Source organism: Rhizobium leguminosarum, assembly GCF_001679785.1.
Classification (GTDB): domain Bacteria; phylum Pseudomonadota; class Alphaproteobacteria; order Rhizobiales; family Rhizobiaceae; genus Rhizobium; species Rhizobium leguminosarum_R.
Map to the genome: position 1 here is coordinate 993,402 of NZ_CP016287.1, position 15,567 is coordinate 1,008,968.

Below are 15,567 nucleotides of genomic sequence, written 5' to 3' on the forward strand. Positions count from 1 at the left end.
AATTCGGAGGAAACCTTCATGCCCTTGCCCACCCCCAATCTCTACCCGCCCTTCAACATCGTGCGCCTCAGCCATATCGAGCTTGCCGTCACCGACCTTGCCAGGTCTCGCGCCCTTTATGTCGATACGCTTGGCCTGCAGGTGACCGATGAGACGGCGGACACGATCTATCTGCGCGCGCTCGAAGAGCGCGGCCATCACTGCATCATCCTGAAAAAGGCCGGTACTGCCGAAGCCGGCGACCTGGCCTTCAAGGTATTTTCAGACGAAGACCTCGACAAGGCGGAACATTTCTTCAAGGGCAAGGGCTTGCCGGTCGAATGGATCGAACGGCCCTACCAGTCGCGCACATTTCGGACCCGCGATCCGCATGGCATTCCCCTGGAATTCTATTCGAAAATGGACCGCCTACCGCCGATCCATCAGAAATATGCGCTTTATAAGGGCGTAAAGCCGCTGAGGATCGACCATTTCAACTGTTTCTCACCGAATGTCGACGAGAGCGTTGCCTTCTACAATGAGATCGGTTTCCGGGTGACGGAATATACTGCCGACGAAGAGACGGGCAGGCTTTGGGCCGCCTGGACACACCGCAAAGGCGGCGTTCACGACATTGCTTTCACCAACGGCCGCGGCCCTCGCCTGCATCATACCGCTTTCTGGGTGCCGACGCCGCTCAACATCATTGACCTGCTCGATCTGATGGCGACCACCGGCTGGCTCCCGAATATCGAGCGCGGGCCGGGCCGGCACGGCATTTCCAATGCCTTTTTCCTCTATATTCGCGATCCGGATGGCCATCGCATCGAGATCTACTGCTCGGATTATCAAACGGTCGATCCCGATCTGGAACCGATCAAATGGGATCTCAAGGATCCGCAGCGCCAGACACTCTGGGGCGCCCCGGCGCCAAAGTCCTGGTTCGAGGAGGGCAGCCTTTTTGCCGGCGCATCGGTGGTAGATTCTGTCCTGAAGGCTCAGCCGATCATCGCACCGTAACGATCGGGCGGCGCAGCCGCCAGGTACACAAGCCGCCTATCCGCTCATCATCAACAGATCGGACCTGGATCATGCTCTTGAAAGACCCCTCACTTTTCCGTCAGGCGGCACTCATCGCCAGCGAATGGATCGCAGCCGATCTGAACAACGCCATCGCGGTCAACAATCCGGCGACCGGCGAGATCATCGGATATGTGCCGAAGCTGGGTGCCGCCGAGACCAGGACGGCCATCGAGGCCGCCCGCGTGGCGCAGAAGGGCTGGGCCGCGCGCACCGCCAAGGACCGCTGCGCGGTTCTTCGCAGGTGGTTCGATCTGATGATCGAGAACAAGGAAGACCTCGGCCGCATCCTGACGCTCGAGCAGGGCAAGCCGCTGGCCGAGGCGACCGGTGAAATCGTCTATGGCGCAAGCTTCATCGAATGGTTCGCCGAGGAAGGCCGCCGCATCTATGGCGACTTGATACCGGGGCACCAGCCCGACAAGCGCATCATGGTGATGAAGCAGCCGATCGGCGTCGTCGCGGCGATTACGCCGTGGAACTTCCCCAATGCGATGATCACCCGCAAAGCCGGACCGGCCTTCGCTGCCGGCTGCGCCATGGTGCTGAAGCCCGCCTCCCAGACGCCGTTCTCGGCGATCGCCATTGCGATCCTGGCGGAACGCGCCGGATTGCCGAAAGGACTTTTCAGCGTCGTCACGGGCTCGGCTGCGGCCATCGGTGCCGAGATGACCTCGAACCCGGTTGTGCGCAAGCTGACCTTTACCGGCTCGACCGAAATCGGCACCGAGCTATACAAGCAGAGCGCCCCATCCATCAAGAAGCTCGGTCTGGAGCTTGGCGGCAATGCGCCGTTCATCGTTTTCGACGATGCCGATCTCGACGCGGCGGTCGAAGGGGCGTTGATTGCCAAATATCGCAACAATGGCCAGACCTGCGTTTGCGCCAACCGCATCTACGTGCAGGACGGCGTTTATGACGCCTTTGCAGAAAAGCTGGCGGCTGTGGTCGCCAGGCTGAAGACCGGCAACGGCTTTGACGAAGGCGTCATCCTTGGACCGCTGATCGACAAGGCGGCCCTTGCCAAGGTTCAAGAGCATATCGCCGATGCCCTGGGTAAGGGTGCGCACATCCTGCAGGGCGGCAAGCCACATGCGCTCGGCGGCACCTTCTTCGAAGCGACCATCCTGACGGATGTCACCAAAGATATGGCGGTCGCGCGAGAAGAAACCTTTGGTCCGCTGGCGCCGCTCTTCCGCTTCAAGGATGAGGAAGATGTGATCGAGCAGGCCAACGACACCGAGTTCGGGCTCGCCTCCTACTTCTACGCCAAGGATCTCGCCCGCGTGTTTCGTGTCGCCGAGGCGCTGGAATACGGCATGGTCGGCGTCAATACCGGGCTGATTTCGACGGCGGAAGCGCCGTTCGGCGGAGTCAAACTCTCCGGCCTTGGCCGTGAAGGCTCGAAGTATGGGATCGAAGAATTCACAGAGATCAAATATGTCTGCCTCGGTGGCATTGCCTGAGCAGAAGCAGGGAGAGAAACGATGCCCCACGCCCACCCGAAATTTGTCAACTTTTCCCGTAACGGACGCGCCGGATATGGCTTGCTTGCCGGAGACGGCGTCGTCGACCTTTTCGCACGCCATAGAGCAAAATGGCCGACGCTCCGCGAAGTCATCGCGGATGGCGCTTTGCTGAAACTCGCCGAGGAAGCGGCTGGTTTGCAGCCCGATTTCCCGGTATCGGATATCCGCTACGAAATCCCCGTTCCCGCACCGGAAAAGATCATCTGCGTCGGCGTGAACTTTCCCGACCGCAACGAGGAATACAAGGACGGACAGGCAGCGCCCTCCAATCCCTCCCTGTTCATCCGCTTCCCGCGCTCGTTTACCGGCCACGATCAGCCGCTGATCCGACCGCCGGAAAGCCCGCAGCTCGACTATGAAGGCGAAATCGTCATCGTCATCGGCAAGGGCGGCCGGCGCATTCCCGAGGCTGAAGCATTGTCCCACATCGCGGCGCTGTCGCTCTGCAATGAAGGCACGATCCGCGACTGGGTCCGCCATGCCAAGTTCAACGTCACCCAGGGCAAGAATTTCGACCGCACCGGCTCGATCGGCCCCTGGCTGATCCCGTTCACGTACGAGGCGCAGATCGCCGACATCAAGCTCGAAACCCGCGTCAACGGAGAAGTCCGCCAGAGCGACCGCACCAGCCGGATGATCTTTTCCTTCAGCAAGATCATCAACTACATCTCGACCTTCACTACACTGGTTCCCGGCGATGTGATCGTCACCGGCACGCCAACCGGCGCGGGTGCCCGCTTCGATCCGCCGATCTGGCTGAAGCCCGGCGACGTCGTCGAGGTCGAGGCCGATGGTATCGGCATCCTGCGCAACGCGATCGCTGACGAGGTGTGAGATGCTGACTTCAGACGAGATCAAACAGGCGGCAGAGCGACTCGACATCGCCGAACGGACGCGCGAACAGACGGAGCTTCTGTCGATCCAATATCCACACATGACGATGGACGACGCCTATGCCGTGCAGTCGGCCTGGGTCACGAAGAAGATCGCCGCCGGGCGCAAGGTGATCGGCTGGAAGATCGGGCTGACCTCAAAGGCGATGCAATATGCCCTGAACATCGACACGCCGGATTCCGGCGTGCTGTTCGATGACATGCTGTTCGAGGACGGCGCGACGGTCCCTGCCGACCGCTTCATCCAGCCGCGGATCGAGGCTGAGATCGCCTTCATCATGAAGGCTCCGCTGAAAGGCCCCGGCGTCACCGTGTTCGACGTGCTGAACGCCACGGACTATATCACCCCGGCCCTGGAAATCCTCGATACGCGCATCCTCAGGGTCGATCCCGGAACAAAGAAGGCTCGCACCATCGTCGACACGATTTCCGACAATGCGGCCAATGCCGGTATCGTGCTCGGCGGGCGCATGGCGCGACCCGACACTGTCGACATGCGCTGGATGGGCGCAATTGTCAGTCGCAACGCCGGGGTCGAGGAAACCGGTCTTGGTGCCGGAGTACTCAACCAGCCGGCGCGCGGCGTTGTCTGGCTTGCCAATCGATTGGCTGAATATGGTGATGGCATCGAGGCGGGCCAGATCGTCCTTGCCGGCTCCTTCATTCGCCCGATCGAAGCACGCCACAACGATACGATCGTTGCCGATTTCGGATCCTACGGCACCGTCAGCAGCTATTTCGCATAGGAGAGATGCCCATGCCGGCGCCAAAAAACACCTTCAAAGCGGCCTTGATAGAGAAGCGTCCGCAGATCGGACTCTGGCTCGCGCTCGCCAATCCTTATACGGCTGAAATACTGGGTGATGCCGGCTATGACTGGCTGCTGATCGACGGCGAGCATGCCCCGAACGATATCCCTCTGATGATGGCGCAATTGCAGGCGCTCAAGGGTTCGCCGAGCCATCCGATCATCCGCGCGCCTATCGGGGAGGTCTGGCTCTTGAAACAGATCCTCGATATCGGCGCGCAAACCGTGTTGGTGCCAATGGTCGAGAGCGGCGATCAGGCGAAGGCGATGGTGCGTGCCGTGCGTTATCCGCCGCATGGTATGCGTGGGGTAGGCGCCGCCCTCGCCCGCGCCTCGGCATTCAACCGCATTCCCGATTATCTGCAGACGGCCAATGAGGAGATTTGCCTGCTGCTGCAGATCGAAAGTCGCGCCGGACTGGCCGCACTCGATGACATCGCCACCACCGACGGCGTGGATGGCGTTTTTATCGGACCAGCCGATCTTGCTGCCGACATGGGCCATCTCGGCAGGCCCGGCGATGTCGAGGTGCAACAGGCGGTGGAAGCGGCGCTGATCCGTATCCAGGCGCATGGCAAGGCCGCTGGTATCCTGACCGCCGATCAGGCGCTGGCCAAGCGCTACCTGGAACTCGGCGCCAGTTTCGTCGCCATTGGAAACGATGTCAGCCTGCTGGCAAACGGCGCCTCGCGGCGGCTGGTCGACTTTCAAAAGGCGAGTGCTGCTACCGCTGGAAGCTCAGCTAAGACAAAAGTTTACTGAAGTGTGCCGGGTGAAGCGAAGCAAGCCGTTGTCAGTGTGCTTTTGCGGATTCGCTAGATGCGTTCGTTGAGCCTGGCCCCTAGAAGCGGCGTCAACTCACCGGCCATTTCCCTGTAGTTGGTCGCCTTGATGGGATAGGAACCAAAAAACCACACCTCACTTTGTCAAGGTATTGAGAAACCAACTCTTACGACGCGAGTTATATTCTGGCTGCGCCGCCGAAGTTTTTGCTCTCCTGCATTGCCCACAACTTTGAGACGTTGCGCGGACGAATCAGCGTTGCCGGCATGGAGAAGACTCTTTTTGGTGCGACTGCCGCGCAAGTGCGGTTTACGCTGTTAGAAATCAAGCTCGGGGTGAACAAGGCTGCACTGTCAGCCGGGATGGCTTGGCTTCGTGCAACAGATTTGCACCCCTGGTCGACGAGACCTCACCTTCTAAACTCATGACGAAATCCTTACGACAGGCCCGCCGAGAACTCCATGAGCGGCAGGGTTTAGTCGAACATCTTTTTGATCGTCGCGATTGGGATGAACATCCGCATCGCATTTGTTGGCAGAGGCTGGAAGCCGTATTCCTTGTAAAGCTTTACTCGTCTCTCGGTCCGCTCTGCATCACCGCAATCCAGGACATCGAGCATGACGATTGCCGTACCTATGTCATCCGAGATACGCGCTATTCGCGTCAAGCAGTCGATCAGCAGGTCACCGCCGTATCCGCTGCCAGCGAATTTCAAGTCGCGACCGATCATTGAGATGTAGGCCGCGGGAATTGACCCATGTCCGGGCCGGTCGCGGGCGAACCTTTTCGGAAGCTCCGTATAATCAACAGCGTGGCTGTTGATGGCGTAGAAGCCCATCACCGGGCCTGCGTCCTGCGTCATCACGAAAACACGAACATTGTCGCTCTTCTGAAGCTTGTTTGCGGTCTTCTGAAAGAAATTGTCGACCTGCTCAATGCCGCACGAAAAAGCCGCCCGATCATGTTTTAGGGGATCGAGCGGCTCGATGATTGGCTTTGGCGCTTCGTTTTGCGGCATTATTTTGAATCGACAGTCTCGCTGTGACGCTTGAAAGCAGCCTTAAGGCTATCTGTCGGCTCTGGCGGGTTGTCCAGTGCAGCAAAAAACGCAGCATGATCGGCTGGCTGCAAAAAGGTCCGTTCATGGACGGCGATCGTCGTCATGGCGGCTTGATAAGCAGCGTTGATCGTGAAAGCGGAGTCGTCTACACCGGACAGCGCAGCAGCGCGTTGAATTGCCGTCTTGATGCGCGCCTTCGTACGGAAGCCCATACGTGCGTCGTTTGGTTCATCGATTTCGGCAGTCATGTCTTTGAAAGCAAGCATAGTCGCCTCCTCTTCGGGTGTAACTGTCTGGCTATGTGTACGTCAAAATGACGTACCCGTCAAGTTGATATACGGATCTTTGTACGTCGCGTGTGCGTACGTGCAGTGAACGTCGCGCGACAGTTCCTGCGCACTGTGTATGTGGGCAGGCGAACGTCAACGGCTCATCGTTAGTCGAGACTGGCCTCGTTACGGCAGCCGAGATGATCGGACGGGATTGATATCGAGCATCTGGGCAAGCGGTGCCCCATTCAATTTGTGCCAGCGTCAGCGATATCGCGAGAATAGAGGCCCGTGCATACGACAAGCCGTGAAGCGACGATATTGCGCCAGCCCAGGGTCGGATTTGTATTGAAGGGTATGAAGGTACAATCGTTTTTGCGGTTGCTTGGCCTTGCCACGGCGACCAGTGTCTCAGTTATCCCATGAGATACGCAGGGAAGCGCCGCTTCAGCCGTCCGGAATGCACGCGCGGAACTGGCGAACCGTCGCAATTTGAGGGCAGCAAGTGGCCGCTAAACCAAGTTCGAAAGCGGAAGCCTGGAAGATTTTCGAACCACATTGTTGCAGTTGCAGCACCTGACGGGGAACACAGCAATCCATGGATTCTCGGATCGGACGGCCAGCCGCACTTCCGTCCAGACTACGAGACCCTGGCGCTGCTGCTTGGGGTTCTGCTCCATCTGAAAGCGGGAACCCAGACAGGAGTTCCTGCTCAGCTATGAACCTCGCAGAGCCGGATTCGGCCCAGACCAGGTCTGGCCGAGGCCGGTAAACCCTCGCGTTCTCCCCGCGCCAGTCGCGGCTTTCATCAATTCACTTCCCGTAGCCATTCGAGCCAAGGCGGAAGCCCATTTGATCTCGAGGACATCGATCCCCGCCGTTACGTCTTCTTCGGCGTCCATCCTGGGAAAGAATTACCTGAAGCAGGTTGATGTCATCATCACCGACTGGGTGACCGGCCCGGAATTGCTGATATCGACGAAGCGGATGGATTCCTCCTATGGAAAGAACGCGCCGAACCGCATGGAGAATCCTACGGCGACGCCAAGAATCTTCGCTTGCGCCACCCGCTTGCGGCTCTCGGGTTCTTGTTCGGCCTCCGGTCTGACATCCTGAAAAGGGAGCCCAAGACGGCCGAGTGGTTGTTCGACCGCCTGGCCAAGCTTGGCCATGCCGAGGCTGCGGAGCGTTCATTGGCCAACATAGCCTTCATGGGCGATGCGCTGATTTGCGAGGCCGCCAACTTCATAAGCGAAATTCGCAAAGCTGAATGGAGGCCCCGGAACGAACAGCCGAGATATTCGAGCATGTTCCCCAGGCATTTCCCCTGCCGGCTATAGCAGTGCTTTGAATGGCTATGGGAACCCGAGCATTCAGTTGCGAGAGGCGATCGAGACTGTCGCGCCGCCGATACCGATAGCCGCTCCACGATTGAACAGCCGCATCATCCTCGGCGACTGAAAGGACAGACGCGCGCGCGCGCCTGCGATCGCGAACGGGAACTGCGCTGCAGACAGGATCAACGCCGTCAAAAGAACAAGCACGGCGCCATCCAGCAGTGTAACCTCATGAAGATCCAACACCGTCGGTACGATAGAGACGTAGAAGAGAATGGATTTTGGATTGCCGATCGTCACCAGCACACCAGAGATAAACGCGTTTGTGCCGTGGCCAGTATCGTCACCCTCGTCGATGTTCAGCCCCTCGCGAGAGGTCCAGAAACGATAAGCAAGCCAGCAGAGATAGGCGACACCTGCCCATTTGATCGCGATCAGAAGTAGACTGAATGTTTCCGCGATATAGGCGAGACCGGCAAGAACAGTTGCCAGATAAAGTACGTCGCCGAGAACCATGCCCGCGGTCGCCCATGCAGCGCGCCGGTAGCCGCTCTTCAGGGCGTGCGCGACGATCGCGACGATCTGGGGCCAGGTATCACCGCAGCGACTGCCAAGGCGGTAGAATAGGCTATGAAACCGGACAAGGTCATTGGACTAGAAACCTGTAGATCGGCGTTTTGGAGGCCTGAGGTAGCGCGCATTTTCAACCGAAGCAACCCTGATTGCGAGCCGTTTTCGCGACCTCAGCAAGCGCACACCTCGTTTTGATGCGACATTTAAATCATAAACCGCGGGAATGCTGCGGCAAGGGCGTCGACCGCCAGGCGCACCTTGAGCGGAAGATGAGGTGTCCGTAGCCACAGCGCGAAAGCGTTCTCGCCTCTTCATGGACGAGGTTCATTCGTTGATTGGCAATTGCTTCCGCTATAAGGTTTGTCTCGCGTGTAGACATGCCGCAAAGACTGAAGAGGAATTGAGATGGCGACCGGTACTGTTAAGTTTTTCAACAATGATAAGGGATTTGGCTTCATCACTCCGGAGAATGGAGGAGTGGACGTATTCGTTCACGTGTCCGCTTTGCAGCAAGGCGGCTCGCTCAGAGAAGGTGACAAGGTCAGTTTCGAGGTAGGCCAGGACCGCAAGACCGGGAAGTCCAAGGCCGAGAACGTCAGCGTGCTCTGATTGCGGGTTCCGCGTGACAGCCTGACCAAGAAATTCGGTCAGGCTAGTCGCGTCTGAGATCCGCGGGCTCACGGAATTCCGTTTTAAATCCGTCGCCTTGAACGGATCGGAACCCTCGGCACCTCATTTCTTGCGCCGAAGTCCGTGTTTGATTTCAGCGATTTAGCAATCAGCTTGGTCAGGAGGTCAGCGCGTTGTTGAGGTCATGCAACCCGACCAGCAGCATCATGGGGTCGGACGGGGAAGGCAGGAAGCCAACCGCTTCGTAGAAGGCTCGTGCGTCATCCGAAATCGCATGGACCAAAACGCCGCGAATCCCAAGTATCTCGGCGGAATTGATCAAGCGCAGACCTGCGTCGCGCACTAACGCCCTGCCGAAACCACGTCCCTGATAGGATTGATCAATGGCAAGGCGTCCAAGCACGGCGACTGGTATCGGATCAGGCATGTTCCGCCGGAAACGTCCCGGCGCTTCCGATTGCTTTACCGCGCCGGAAGCGAGGGCGTAGTAGGCGATGACGCGGTTGGCCTCACACACGACGAAGGTACGCGATGCGCCGCTCGCCTGATTTGCGCGAGCGCGGAGACGCAGCCAATCGTCAAGCTCAGGGACACCAGAATGGAATTCGGCTAGCTCGTGATGGTCACCAAGTGGCGCGGGTACGCTTAAGGTCACACCTCATCCCACGGCGCTTTGGTCGACATGGTTCGTTTAAGACGCTCATTGGGCTGTGTTGGCGCATCGAGCCGGGCCAGATACTCTGCGTAGACTTCTGCGCTGACAGTGAAGATCGTCCGGTCAAGTAGTACTTCCTCGGCACGGCGCTCGGAAGCCTCCAGCATGAAATCTGTACGTGTCTTGCCTAGCATCTCAGCGGCGCGGTCAATCAAGTTGCGCGTCGCAGGCTTGATGCGCATATTCAGCGCCACGCTTGCGTCCGGGCTTTTGCTTGTGTGCGAGGTCGGCATGGGAAGCTCCTGTCTAGAAGGACCATATAGCGTAACGACATCATCTTTACAAGGTTCGTAAAGATGATGTCGTTACGCGTTCGTTCTCAGCTCTTGAAAGGACTCGAACCGGTCGCGACGCGGAACTATCGTCCGTTAATCGAAGATCTTAACTACCTGACCGTGACGATCGGCATGTACTCGCCGCTGCCATTGCTGGAAAAGCTTCTGTCATACGTTTCCCGAGGCGCTTCTTTCGAGTGCCAGACTTGCGCGGCTTAATCTGCGCAAGACAACGCCGACGGTTGGTTCATAAACGCGCTTCACCAAAATGGGCTGAAGAAATTCGCAGCCATGCTCCGCCAGGACATCAACCGGCTGGACCGATAAGGATGAATCCGATCAACTTGCCGCAGTCGTCGCTTTCAGTGCTTGAAGCAGTTCTCTCGATGCCATTGCAGGAACTGAGAATGCGGCCGCTCATGCGAACCGCACCCATAATGTCGTCGGTGCTGCGTAACCCTTATTTATGGAACTGCCGCGTGGCGTGTCTCTAGACCTGGATACAGGAAGGCCAGGAGCCGCAGGACCCCTTCAGCATCCCGTGAGCAAGGCCGGCTGCCACCCGGCTGACAGACATCGAGTGTTCGCGCGGCTGTGCGCGATCGTTTGAGCTAAGTTGGCATAGTCTCGGCGGCTCGCGATCAGCGCAGCGGCATCGCGATTGGCCGCATCGGCGTGCCGGTTGCTCCCCGCAACTTGATGCACGCGCCGAAAAACGCGAACTCGTAGAGCTTTTCGGCGGCCAACTCTTCAAGATAGGCCATCTCGAGTATGGGCACGCCTGCTTCCGCCAACAGGTAGGTATGGACGGGGAAGAAGTTGAGCTCGTGCGCCGACGGTGTCTGCTCCAGCGTCAGGTTGTCGGCGCCGATCATGATCGCGCCGTGCTTGGCGATATATTCCGCGCCCTCGCGGTTGAGCCCGGGCGTATTCTTGGTGAAAGCCATATCCGGCCAAAGCAGCATTTGGCCGGTGCGCAGCAGCACCACGTCGCCGGGCAGGATCTTCAGCCCTTGCCTCTTCAGGGAGCCCTCGATGTCGGCGTTGCCGATTGGATGGCTCGGCGGCAGCGTATCGACGCCATACATTGCCGCGATATCGAGAAGAATACCGCGTGCAAAAATCGGCGGATATTTTTCCGGGCCGCAAATATCCCAGGCTCGGCTGCCGAGGTGATCCCGTGCCGTGAAACCATTGAAGATTTCGCCATTGTAGCCAAAGTGGTTGAACGTATCGATATGCGTGCCGCAATGGGTGTACATCGAGATACTGTCGCCGGAATAGCCGACGAGTTCGTTCTGTTGGCGCGTCACGCCCATGGTGTTGGCGACGATCTCGCCCTGCGGTGTGTGGGTCATCCAGATCTGGTAGGGCTGGTCGCCGGCGCCGAACCAGCCTGGCATGCCGACGAAATGGTCGACCGAAAGGTCGAAGACTTTCGAGGCATCGGTGCGGCCGATGATCGCCGAACGCGAATTGGCGTCGATCAGGTTCAGCATGCCGATCTCGTCGTCGCTGCCATAGGGGCTCTTCGTCACCTTATGGAATTCGGCATTGTAAGCGATGATCTTGCTCTTGGTCGCTTCGTCGACATAACACGCAATGCACATTGCAAGTCTCCTTGTTCATGTTCGCAGCCGCCGGAGCGACCGCCTTCAAATTGTCTCGCCGCGAATGACCGGTTCGGCCGAAAGCGCCACCGACAGCAGCCGCTCGTCGCTGCGCGCCAGCCCCGACAGCAGGAAGCCGACCGGCATGCCGGCGGCGCCTGCCCCGCAAGGGATCGACACCCCGCACCAGTCGAGAAAATTGCCGAGCAGCGTGTTGCGCAGTGTCTTGCCGTTGGTGGCCACGAAGAGCTGATCATCGGTCTTCAGGGGCTCGAGCAGCGGTGCCACATGCGCGACCGTCGGGAAGGCGATCAGCCGGTCGCCGACCACCCGGTCCGCCGCTTCTATCAGCCGCGTGCGGGCAGAGAGAATGTCGAGGTAGTGCGAAAGGGTGATCTCCTCACCGAAGCGGGTGCGCGAGACCACACGCGAGTCGATCAGTCCGGCATCCGGCCCGGTGATCCGCGTCCTATGCAGCCAGTAGGCCTCCGCCGTCACCAAGGCTCCGTGGCTTGCCATTAACTGCAGAATTTCCGCGAAGGCCGGGATTTCCAGCCGCGTGCAGAGGACGCCGGCAGCGGACAGCCGCTCAACCGCCGCCTCGAAGGCCGCAACGACACCCGGCTCAGCATCGTCGAAGACGACGTTGGCGGGAAGGAGAAGTTCGAGCCCGGTAAGCGGACGGTGGCTGGCCGTCGGGGCTGTCAACCCACGCATCGCCGCATCGACCCAGACGGCATCCTGTACCGAGCGGCAGAGCGGCCCGAGCGAATCTAGGCTGCCGGCAAGCGGAAATACGCCTGCCATCGGATAACGCCCGCGCGTCGCCTTGTAGCCGACGATACCGTTCAGCGCCGCCGGGATGCGCACCGAGCCGCCTGTGTCGGAGCCGATCGAGACTGGAACGAGACCGGCCGCCACCGCCACGCCCGACCCGGAGGACGAGCCGCCCGGGATGCGGGCGACATCAGCGCTGCGGGGGTTTTTCGGCGTGCCGAAATGCGGATTGATCCCGAGCCCGGAAAAGGCGAACTCGCTCATGTTGACCCGGCCCGCTGCCATCATGCCGGCGGCGGCCAGCGCGGAAACGACGGCGGCATCGGCCACAGCCGGTGCCTCGTCGCGAAGAAGCAGCCTGGACCCTGCTGACGTGACGCTGCCGGCGACGTCGAAGAGATCCTTCCAGGCAACCGGAATACCTTCGAGCAAGCCAAGCGAACGACCGTCTTTCAGCCGCTTCGACGAGGCATGCGCTTCCGCCATTCCCCGCTCTCGCGTCAGCGAGACGAAGATCGCTTTGTCGTCATGGTCGTCGATCGCCTCGAAGACCTGCTCCGCCACCGTCACGGGATCGACGCTGCCACCCTGGATGAGGGTGGAGAGCTGCGCTATCGAGAGGGAGCCGTAAGAAAGAGTCATTCTGTCGTTCCAGTTCTGCTCACGCCGCCACGAACTGCATCCAGCGGCGCACCAAATAATTGTGTTCGTCCATGGTCGTGTTCCAGACGGCGATCGAGTTGGCGCGCTGCCAGTAGGAGCCGCCGCTACGCAGCGCACCCGTCTTGACGCGGAGGAGGCCGTCGGGGCCTGGCAGGTCGGTCGCGGCCGGCAGGCCTTCGTACCAATAGTCCCATTCGGCCGGCGTCATGTGCGGCCGCGAGCGTGTCGGCGTCGACATGTAATAACCCTGCCGGGCCACCACCGCGCCGGGCCAGCCGGAGATCCACCAGTTGAGATAATCGTAGGCCGCGTCGAGCATCCGGCCGGAGAGTCGTTTCGACAGGCAGAGCCCGCCATGCCAGGCGCGATAGCCCTCGGCGGGATTGGCAAGCTCGACGGGAAAGCCGCGCAGGTTCAGCTTGCTGATGCCGAGTGACCACATCGACTGGATCTGCGTGTCGCTCTTCGTCATCAGGTTCGCCGCGTCCTCGGCCGAACGCCAGAAGCCGCGGAAGAAGCCGGCTTTCTTGCGCTCTTCCAGGATGTCCAGCAACCGATCGATTTCCTCGATGCTCATGTTGCCGAGATTGTTGAAGGTCATCAGTCCGGCCGACTGCGCCGCAAGTGCTGCGTCGAAGATGCCGATCGCCGGCTCATTGACGAGGGCTGCTCGCCCGTGCCAGCGCGGGTCGAGCAGTGCCGCCCAAGAAGTCATCTGGTTGGAATTGGCCGCATCCGTCCGGTAGGCGAAGCTGTCGAAATTATGCGTCGTCGGCAGCATCGAGATGCGCCGCGACGGCGTTTCGGCAAGCGCCAGGTTCGGTTGCACGAAAAGCTTGGTCACCGGCGCATCGCCCTGCCCGATCCGCGCATTCGGCCCAATGCGGCCCGTTTTCGTCAGATCGGTGATCTCGTCCCAAAGCGTGATCCGCTCGATGTCGATCGGCTGCACAGCGCGCCAGTACCAGACGATATCGAGGTTGTGGAAGCACTGGTCGTAGATGTCGTAGGTCATCGGCTCCAGCGCCGCCTTGTGCTGGGCGGTCATGAAGTCCTGATTGTCGAATTCGATATCCATGCCGAGATCGCTCTCGGCACCGAGCCGAAGTTCCTCGAGAAGCGAAATCGCCGTGCCGAGGATGCGCAGCTTGATCCGGCCCTCTGTATGAAGGGCGGGCGTCGGAAAGCTCTTCGACGTCGGCATTTTTCTCATGGCTGCAACTCCTCGATCCGCTTCGGCGCGACTTTTGCCACGCCGAGCCCATTGAAGGCGTCAAATGATCGCTCGATCGCCGCGGGCGCGATGCCGTCGACGATGAAGACGATGCGGGAACGCCTGTCCCCGCCGGGCCAGGATTGCATATGAACGGGCGTATGGACCAGATGCTGCACCCCGTGGATCGCCACGGGAAAGTCTTCGCCTTCGATGTTGAGAATGCCCTTGACCCGAAGGATGCGATCGCCGTGCCGGTTGAGCAGCATGGTCAGCCAGATCCCGAAGGCCGTCCAGTCGACCCTGCCTTCGCTGACCAGCACGAAGGACCGGATGCCACCGGAATGTTCGCTGGCAAGAACCGGCCCCGGGTCGTCGCAATAGAAGCCGCCCGGCGACTGCATTGCCTCGGCGCGGCCGGTTGTCATGTCCTCCATCAGACTGACGACATCGTCCGACGAAAGGACAATCGGCGCATCCGGATTGATCTGCCGGATCATCGCCGTAACCCGCGCGACCTGGCCGGTCTCGGCAATATCGGCCTTGGTCAGCACCAAAAGGTCGGCCACCGCCACCTGCCGCATCGGTTCGCGATAGGCGGCAAGCTGCCTCCCCGCATTGACTGTATCGACCGTGGCAATCACGCCCGAGGACCGGAAATGATGCCGCAGAACCGGATCGGCCTTCAACGTGGAAAGAACGGGAAAAGGATCGGCAAGCCCGGTGCTCTCGATGATGATCCTGTCGAAGGGCGGGACGATGCCACGCTCGCGCTTCGAATGCAGATCGCGGATCGCATCGGCCAGTTCGCCCCGCACCGTGCAGCAAAGGCAACCGGACTGTAAAAGCACCATGTTTTCGTCGATGCGCTCGAGCAGGTGATGGTCGAGGCCGACCTCGCCGAATTCGTTGATCAGCACAGCGGCGTTCGAGAGCGCCGGATCGGTCAGCAGCCGGCGCAACAGCGTCGTCTTGCCGGACCCGAGAAAACCGGTCAGCAACGTGACGGGCGTGAAGGCCGGAAACGCATCAGCCATGACGGTTCGCCTCCAGCCGGTCGAGAAGCGGCTCGGCCAGCGGATCGAGCGGCCGGCCCGCAAGCCGCTCGGCCGCCGGCCAAAGATGTCCGAGATCTTCGATGATCTCGGTCTTTCCGGTCCGGGTCGACAGCAGGAAGGAGGATCCCTGCCAGTCGGAGATGGAGAGACCGAAGGCGTCGAGAATGCAGTTGGCGATCGCAACACGGCGGGCGCGCTCGCGCCGGCGGTCGATCCGCTCGGCGGAGCGGGTATAGACCCCAGGCCGCGCGACCGCGTCGGCCCAGTGCTCGTTGCCACCCAGAATGCCGCAGAGCGAACACATCGGCTTTGCCT

At 60.1% G+C, this 15,567-nt stretch carries 17 protein-coding genes; 7 read left to right on the top strand and 10 right to left on the bottom strand.

Going from position 1 to position 15,567, the window contains the following annotated elements; all coding sequences use genetic code 11:
- The first annotated feature begins 18 nt into the window (after window positions 1-18).
- The 5 genes from hpaD to hpaI all read left to right on the top strand — a co-directional run bounded on the left by hpaD (window position 19) and on the right by hpaI (window position 5,051).
- On the top strand, window positions 19-999 hold the full coding sequence (gene hpaD, locus BA011_RS29120; protein WP_065283382.1) for a 3,4-dihydroxyphenylacetate 2,3-dioxygenase: 981 nt from the start codon (window positions 19-21) through the stop codon (window positions 997-999).
- Between the two features lie 71 nt (window positions 1,000-1,070).
- On the top strand, window positions 1,071-2,525 hold the full coding sequence (gene gabD / locus BA011_RS29125) for an NADP-dependent succinate-semialdehyde dehydrogenase (protein WP_065283383.1): 1,455 nt from the start codon (window positions 1,071-1,073) through the stop codon (window positions 2,523-2,525).
- Window positions 2,526-2,546: 21 nt separating this feature from the next.
- Window positions 2,547-3,422 (top strand): fumarylacetoacetate hydrolase family protein, encoded by an 876-nt coding sequence (locus BA011_RS29130; RefSeq protein ID WP_065283384.1) that lies wholly within the window; start codon window positions 2,547-2,549, stop codon window positions 3,420-3,422.
- 1 nt (window position 3,423) lies between these two features.
- On the top strand, window positions 3,424-4,227 hold the full coding sequence (hpaH, locus tag BA011_RS29135) for a 2-oxo-hept-4-ene-1,7-dioate hydratase (RefSeq protein ID WP_065283385.1): 804 nt from the start codon (window positions 3,424-3,426) through the stop codon (window positions 4,225-4,227).
- Window positions 4,228-4,238: 11 nt separating this feature from the next.
- Window positions 4,239-5,051: a 4-hydroxy-2-oxoheptanedioate aldolase gene (hpaI, locus tag BA011_RS29140; protein WP_065283386.1), complete on the top strand. Its 813-nt coding sequence runs from the start codon at window positions 4,239-4,241 to the stop codon at window positions 5,049-5,051.
- A 496-nt stretch (window positions 5,052-5,547) separates the two neighbouring features.
- Here hpaI and BA011_RS29145 read toward each other — a convergent pair whose 3' ends face one another.
- On the bottom strand, window positions 5,548-6,090 hold the full coding sequence (locus BA011_RS29145) for a hypothetical protein (protein WP_062945485.1): 543 nt from the start codon (window positions 6,088-6,090) through the stop codon (window positions 5,548-5,550).
- Complete coding sequence (locus BA011_RS29150) at window positions 6,090-6,398, bottom strand: DUF1778 domain-containing protein (RefSeq protein WP_065283387.1); 309 nt, start codon at window positions 6,396-6,398, stop codon at window positions 6,090-6,092. Before BA011_RS29150 ends, BA011_RS29145 begins: the two co-directional genes overlap by 1 nt.
- Before the next feature lie 855 nt (window positions 6,399-7,253).
- On the opposite strand from BA011_RS29150, the gene BA011_RS46600 reads away from it, so the two are divergent.
- Window positions 7,254-7,517: a hypothetical protein gene (locus BA011_RS46600; RefSeq protein ID WP_420493439.1), complete on the top strand. Its 264-nt coding sequence runs from the start codon at window positions 7,254-7,256 to the stop codon at window positions 7,515-7,517.
- A gap of 257 nt (window positions 7,518-7,774) precedes the next feature.
- Here the strand turns inward: BA011_RS46600 and BA011_RS29160 are convergent, their stop codons facing one another.
- Window positions 7,775-8,320, bottom strand: a complete 546-nt coding sequence (locus BA011_RS29160; protein ID WP_335727689.1) for a LysE family translocator — start codon at window positions 8,318-8,320, stop codon at window positions 7,775-7,777.
- A 396-nt stretch (window positions 8,321-8,716) separates the two neighbouring features.
- Between BA011_RS29160 and BA011_RS29165 the strand changes: the two genes are divergently transcribed.
- Window positions 8,717-8,920, top strand: a complete 204-nt coding sequence (locus tag BA011_RS29165; protein WP_062945487.1) for a cold-shock protein — start codon at window positions 8,717-8,719, stop codon at window positions 8,918-8,920.
- Between the two features lie 178 nt (window positions 8,921-9,098).
- On the opposite strand, the gene BA011_RS29170 is transcribed toward BA011_RS29165, so the two are convergent.
- The 7 genes from BA011_RS29170 to BA011_RS29200 all read right to left on the bottom strand — a co-directional run bounded on the left by BA011_RS29170 (window position 9,099) and on the right by BA011_RS29200 (window position 15,556).
- Entirely contained in the window at window positions 9,099-9,596 is a 498-nt protein-coding gene (locus BA011_RS29170; protein ID WP_065283388.1) for a GNAT family N-acetyltransferase, read from the bottom strand.
- Window positions 9,593-9,889 carry a DUF1778 domain-containing protein gene (locus tag BA011_RS29175; RefSeq protein WP_065283389.1) on the bottom strand — a complete coding sequence of 99 codons (297 nt, stop codon included), beginning with the start codon at window positions 9,887-9,889 and terminating at the stop codon, window positions 9,593-9,595. The genes BA011_RS29170 and BA011_RS29175 overlap by 4 nt, the downstream gene beginning before the upstream one ends.
- Window positions 9,890-10,572: 683 nt before the next feature.
- Window positions 10,573-11,541, bottom strand: a complete 969-nt coding sequence (locus tag BA011_RS29180) for a cyclase family protein (protein WP_065283390.1) — start codon at window positions 11,539-11,541, stop codon at window positions 10,573-10,575.
- Between the two features lie 45 nt (window positions 11,542-11,586).
- The gene (locus tag BA011_RS29185; RefSeq protein WP_065283391.1) at window positions 11,587-12,960 is read right to left on the bottom strand and encodes an amidase; all 1,374 of its coding nucleotides are present in this window, start codon (window positions 12,958-12,960) and stop codon (window positions 11,587-11,589) included.
- A gap of 19 nt (window positions 12,961-12,979) precedes the next feature.
- The gene (locus BA011_RS29190) at window positions 12,980-14,194 is read right to left on the bottom strand and encodes an ABC transporter substrate-binding protein (protein WP_065283392.1); all 1,215 of its coding nucleotides are present in this window, start codon (window positions 14,192-14,194) and stop codon (window positions 12,980-12,982) included.
- Window positions 14,191-15,231, bottom strand: coding sequence for a CobW family GTP-binding protein (locus tag BA011_RS29195; RefSeq protein WP_065283393.1), 1,041 nt, complete (start codon window positions 15,229-15,231; stop codon window positions 14,191-14,193). Before BA011_RS29195 ends, BA011_RS29190 begins: the two co-directional genes overlap by 4 nt.
- A complete protein-coding gene (locus BA011_RS29200; protein WP_029875725.1) occupies window positions 15,224-15,556 on the bottom strand; it encodes a hypothetical protein in 333 nt (110 codons plus the stop codon). Before BA011_RS29200 ends, BA011_RS29195 begins: the two co-directional genes overlap by 8 nt.
- Between the last annotated feature and the right edge of the window lie 11 nt (window positions 15,557-15,567).

Bases quoted from the DNA above. Each gene is read 5' to 3' on its own strand.
- BA011_RS29190 (WP_065283392.1), bottom strand. From the start codon at position 14,194: ATGAGAAAAATGCCGACGTCGAAGAGCTTTCCGACGCCCGCCCTTCAT.
- hpaH (WP_065283385.1), top strand. From the start codon at position 3,424: ATGCTGACTTCAGACGAGATCAAACAGGCGGCAGAGCGACTCGACATC.
- BA011_RS29180 (WP_065283390.1), bottom strand. From the start codon at position 11,541: ATGTGCATTGCGTGTTATGTCGACGAAGCGACCAAGAGCAAGATCATC.
- BA011_RS29145 (WP_062945485.1), bottom strand. From the start codon at position 6,090: ATGCCGCAAAACGAAGCGCCAAAGCCAATCATCGAGCCGCTCGATCCC.
- BA011_RS29195 (WP_065283393.1), bottom strand. From the start codon at position 15,231: ATGGCTGATGCGTTTCCGGCCTTCACGCCCGTCACGTTGCTGACCGGT.
- BA011_RS29175 (WP_065283389.1), bottom strand. From the start codon at position 9,889: ATGCCGACCTCGCACACAAGCAAAAGCCCGGACGCAAGCGTGGCGCTG.
- gabD (WP_065283383.1), top strand. From the start codon at position 1,071: ATGCTCTTGAAAGACCCCTCACTTTTCCGTCAGGCGGCACTCATCGCC.
- BA011_RS29165 (WP_062945487.1), top strand. From the start codon at position 8,717: ATGGCGACCGGTACTGTTAAGTTTTTCAACAATGATAAGGGATTTGGC.
- hpaI (WP_065283386.1), top strand. From the start codon at position 4,239: ATGCCGGCGCCAAAAAACACCTTCAAAGCGGCCTTGATAGAGAAGCGT.
- BA011_RS29200 (WP_029875725.1), bottom strand. From the start codon at position 15,556: ATGTGTTCGCTCTGCGGCATTCTGGGTGGCAACGAGCACTGGGCCGAC.
- BA011_RS29130 (WP_065283384.1), top strand. From the start codon at position 2,547: ATGCCCCACGCCCACCCGAAATTTGTCAACTTTTCCCGTAACGGACGC.
- BA011_RS29185 (WP_065283391.1), bottom strand. From the start codon at position 12,960: ATGACTCTTTCTTACGGCTCCCTCTCGATAGCGCAGCTCTCCACCCTC.
- hpaD (WP_065283382.1), top strand. From the start codon at position 19: ATGCCCTTGCCCACCCCCAATCTCTACCCGCCCTTCAACATCGTGCGC.
- BA011_RS29150 (WP_065283387.1), bottom strand. From the start codon at position 6,398: ATGCTTGCTTTCAAAGACATGACTGCCGAAATCGATGAACCAAACGAC.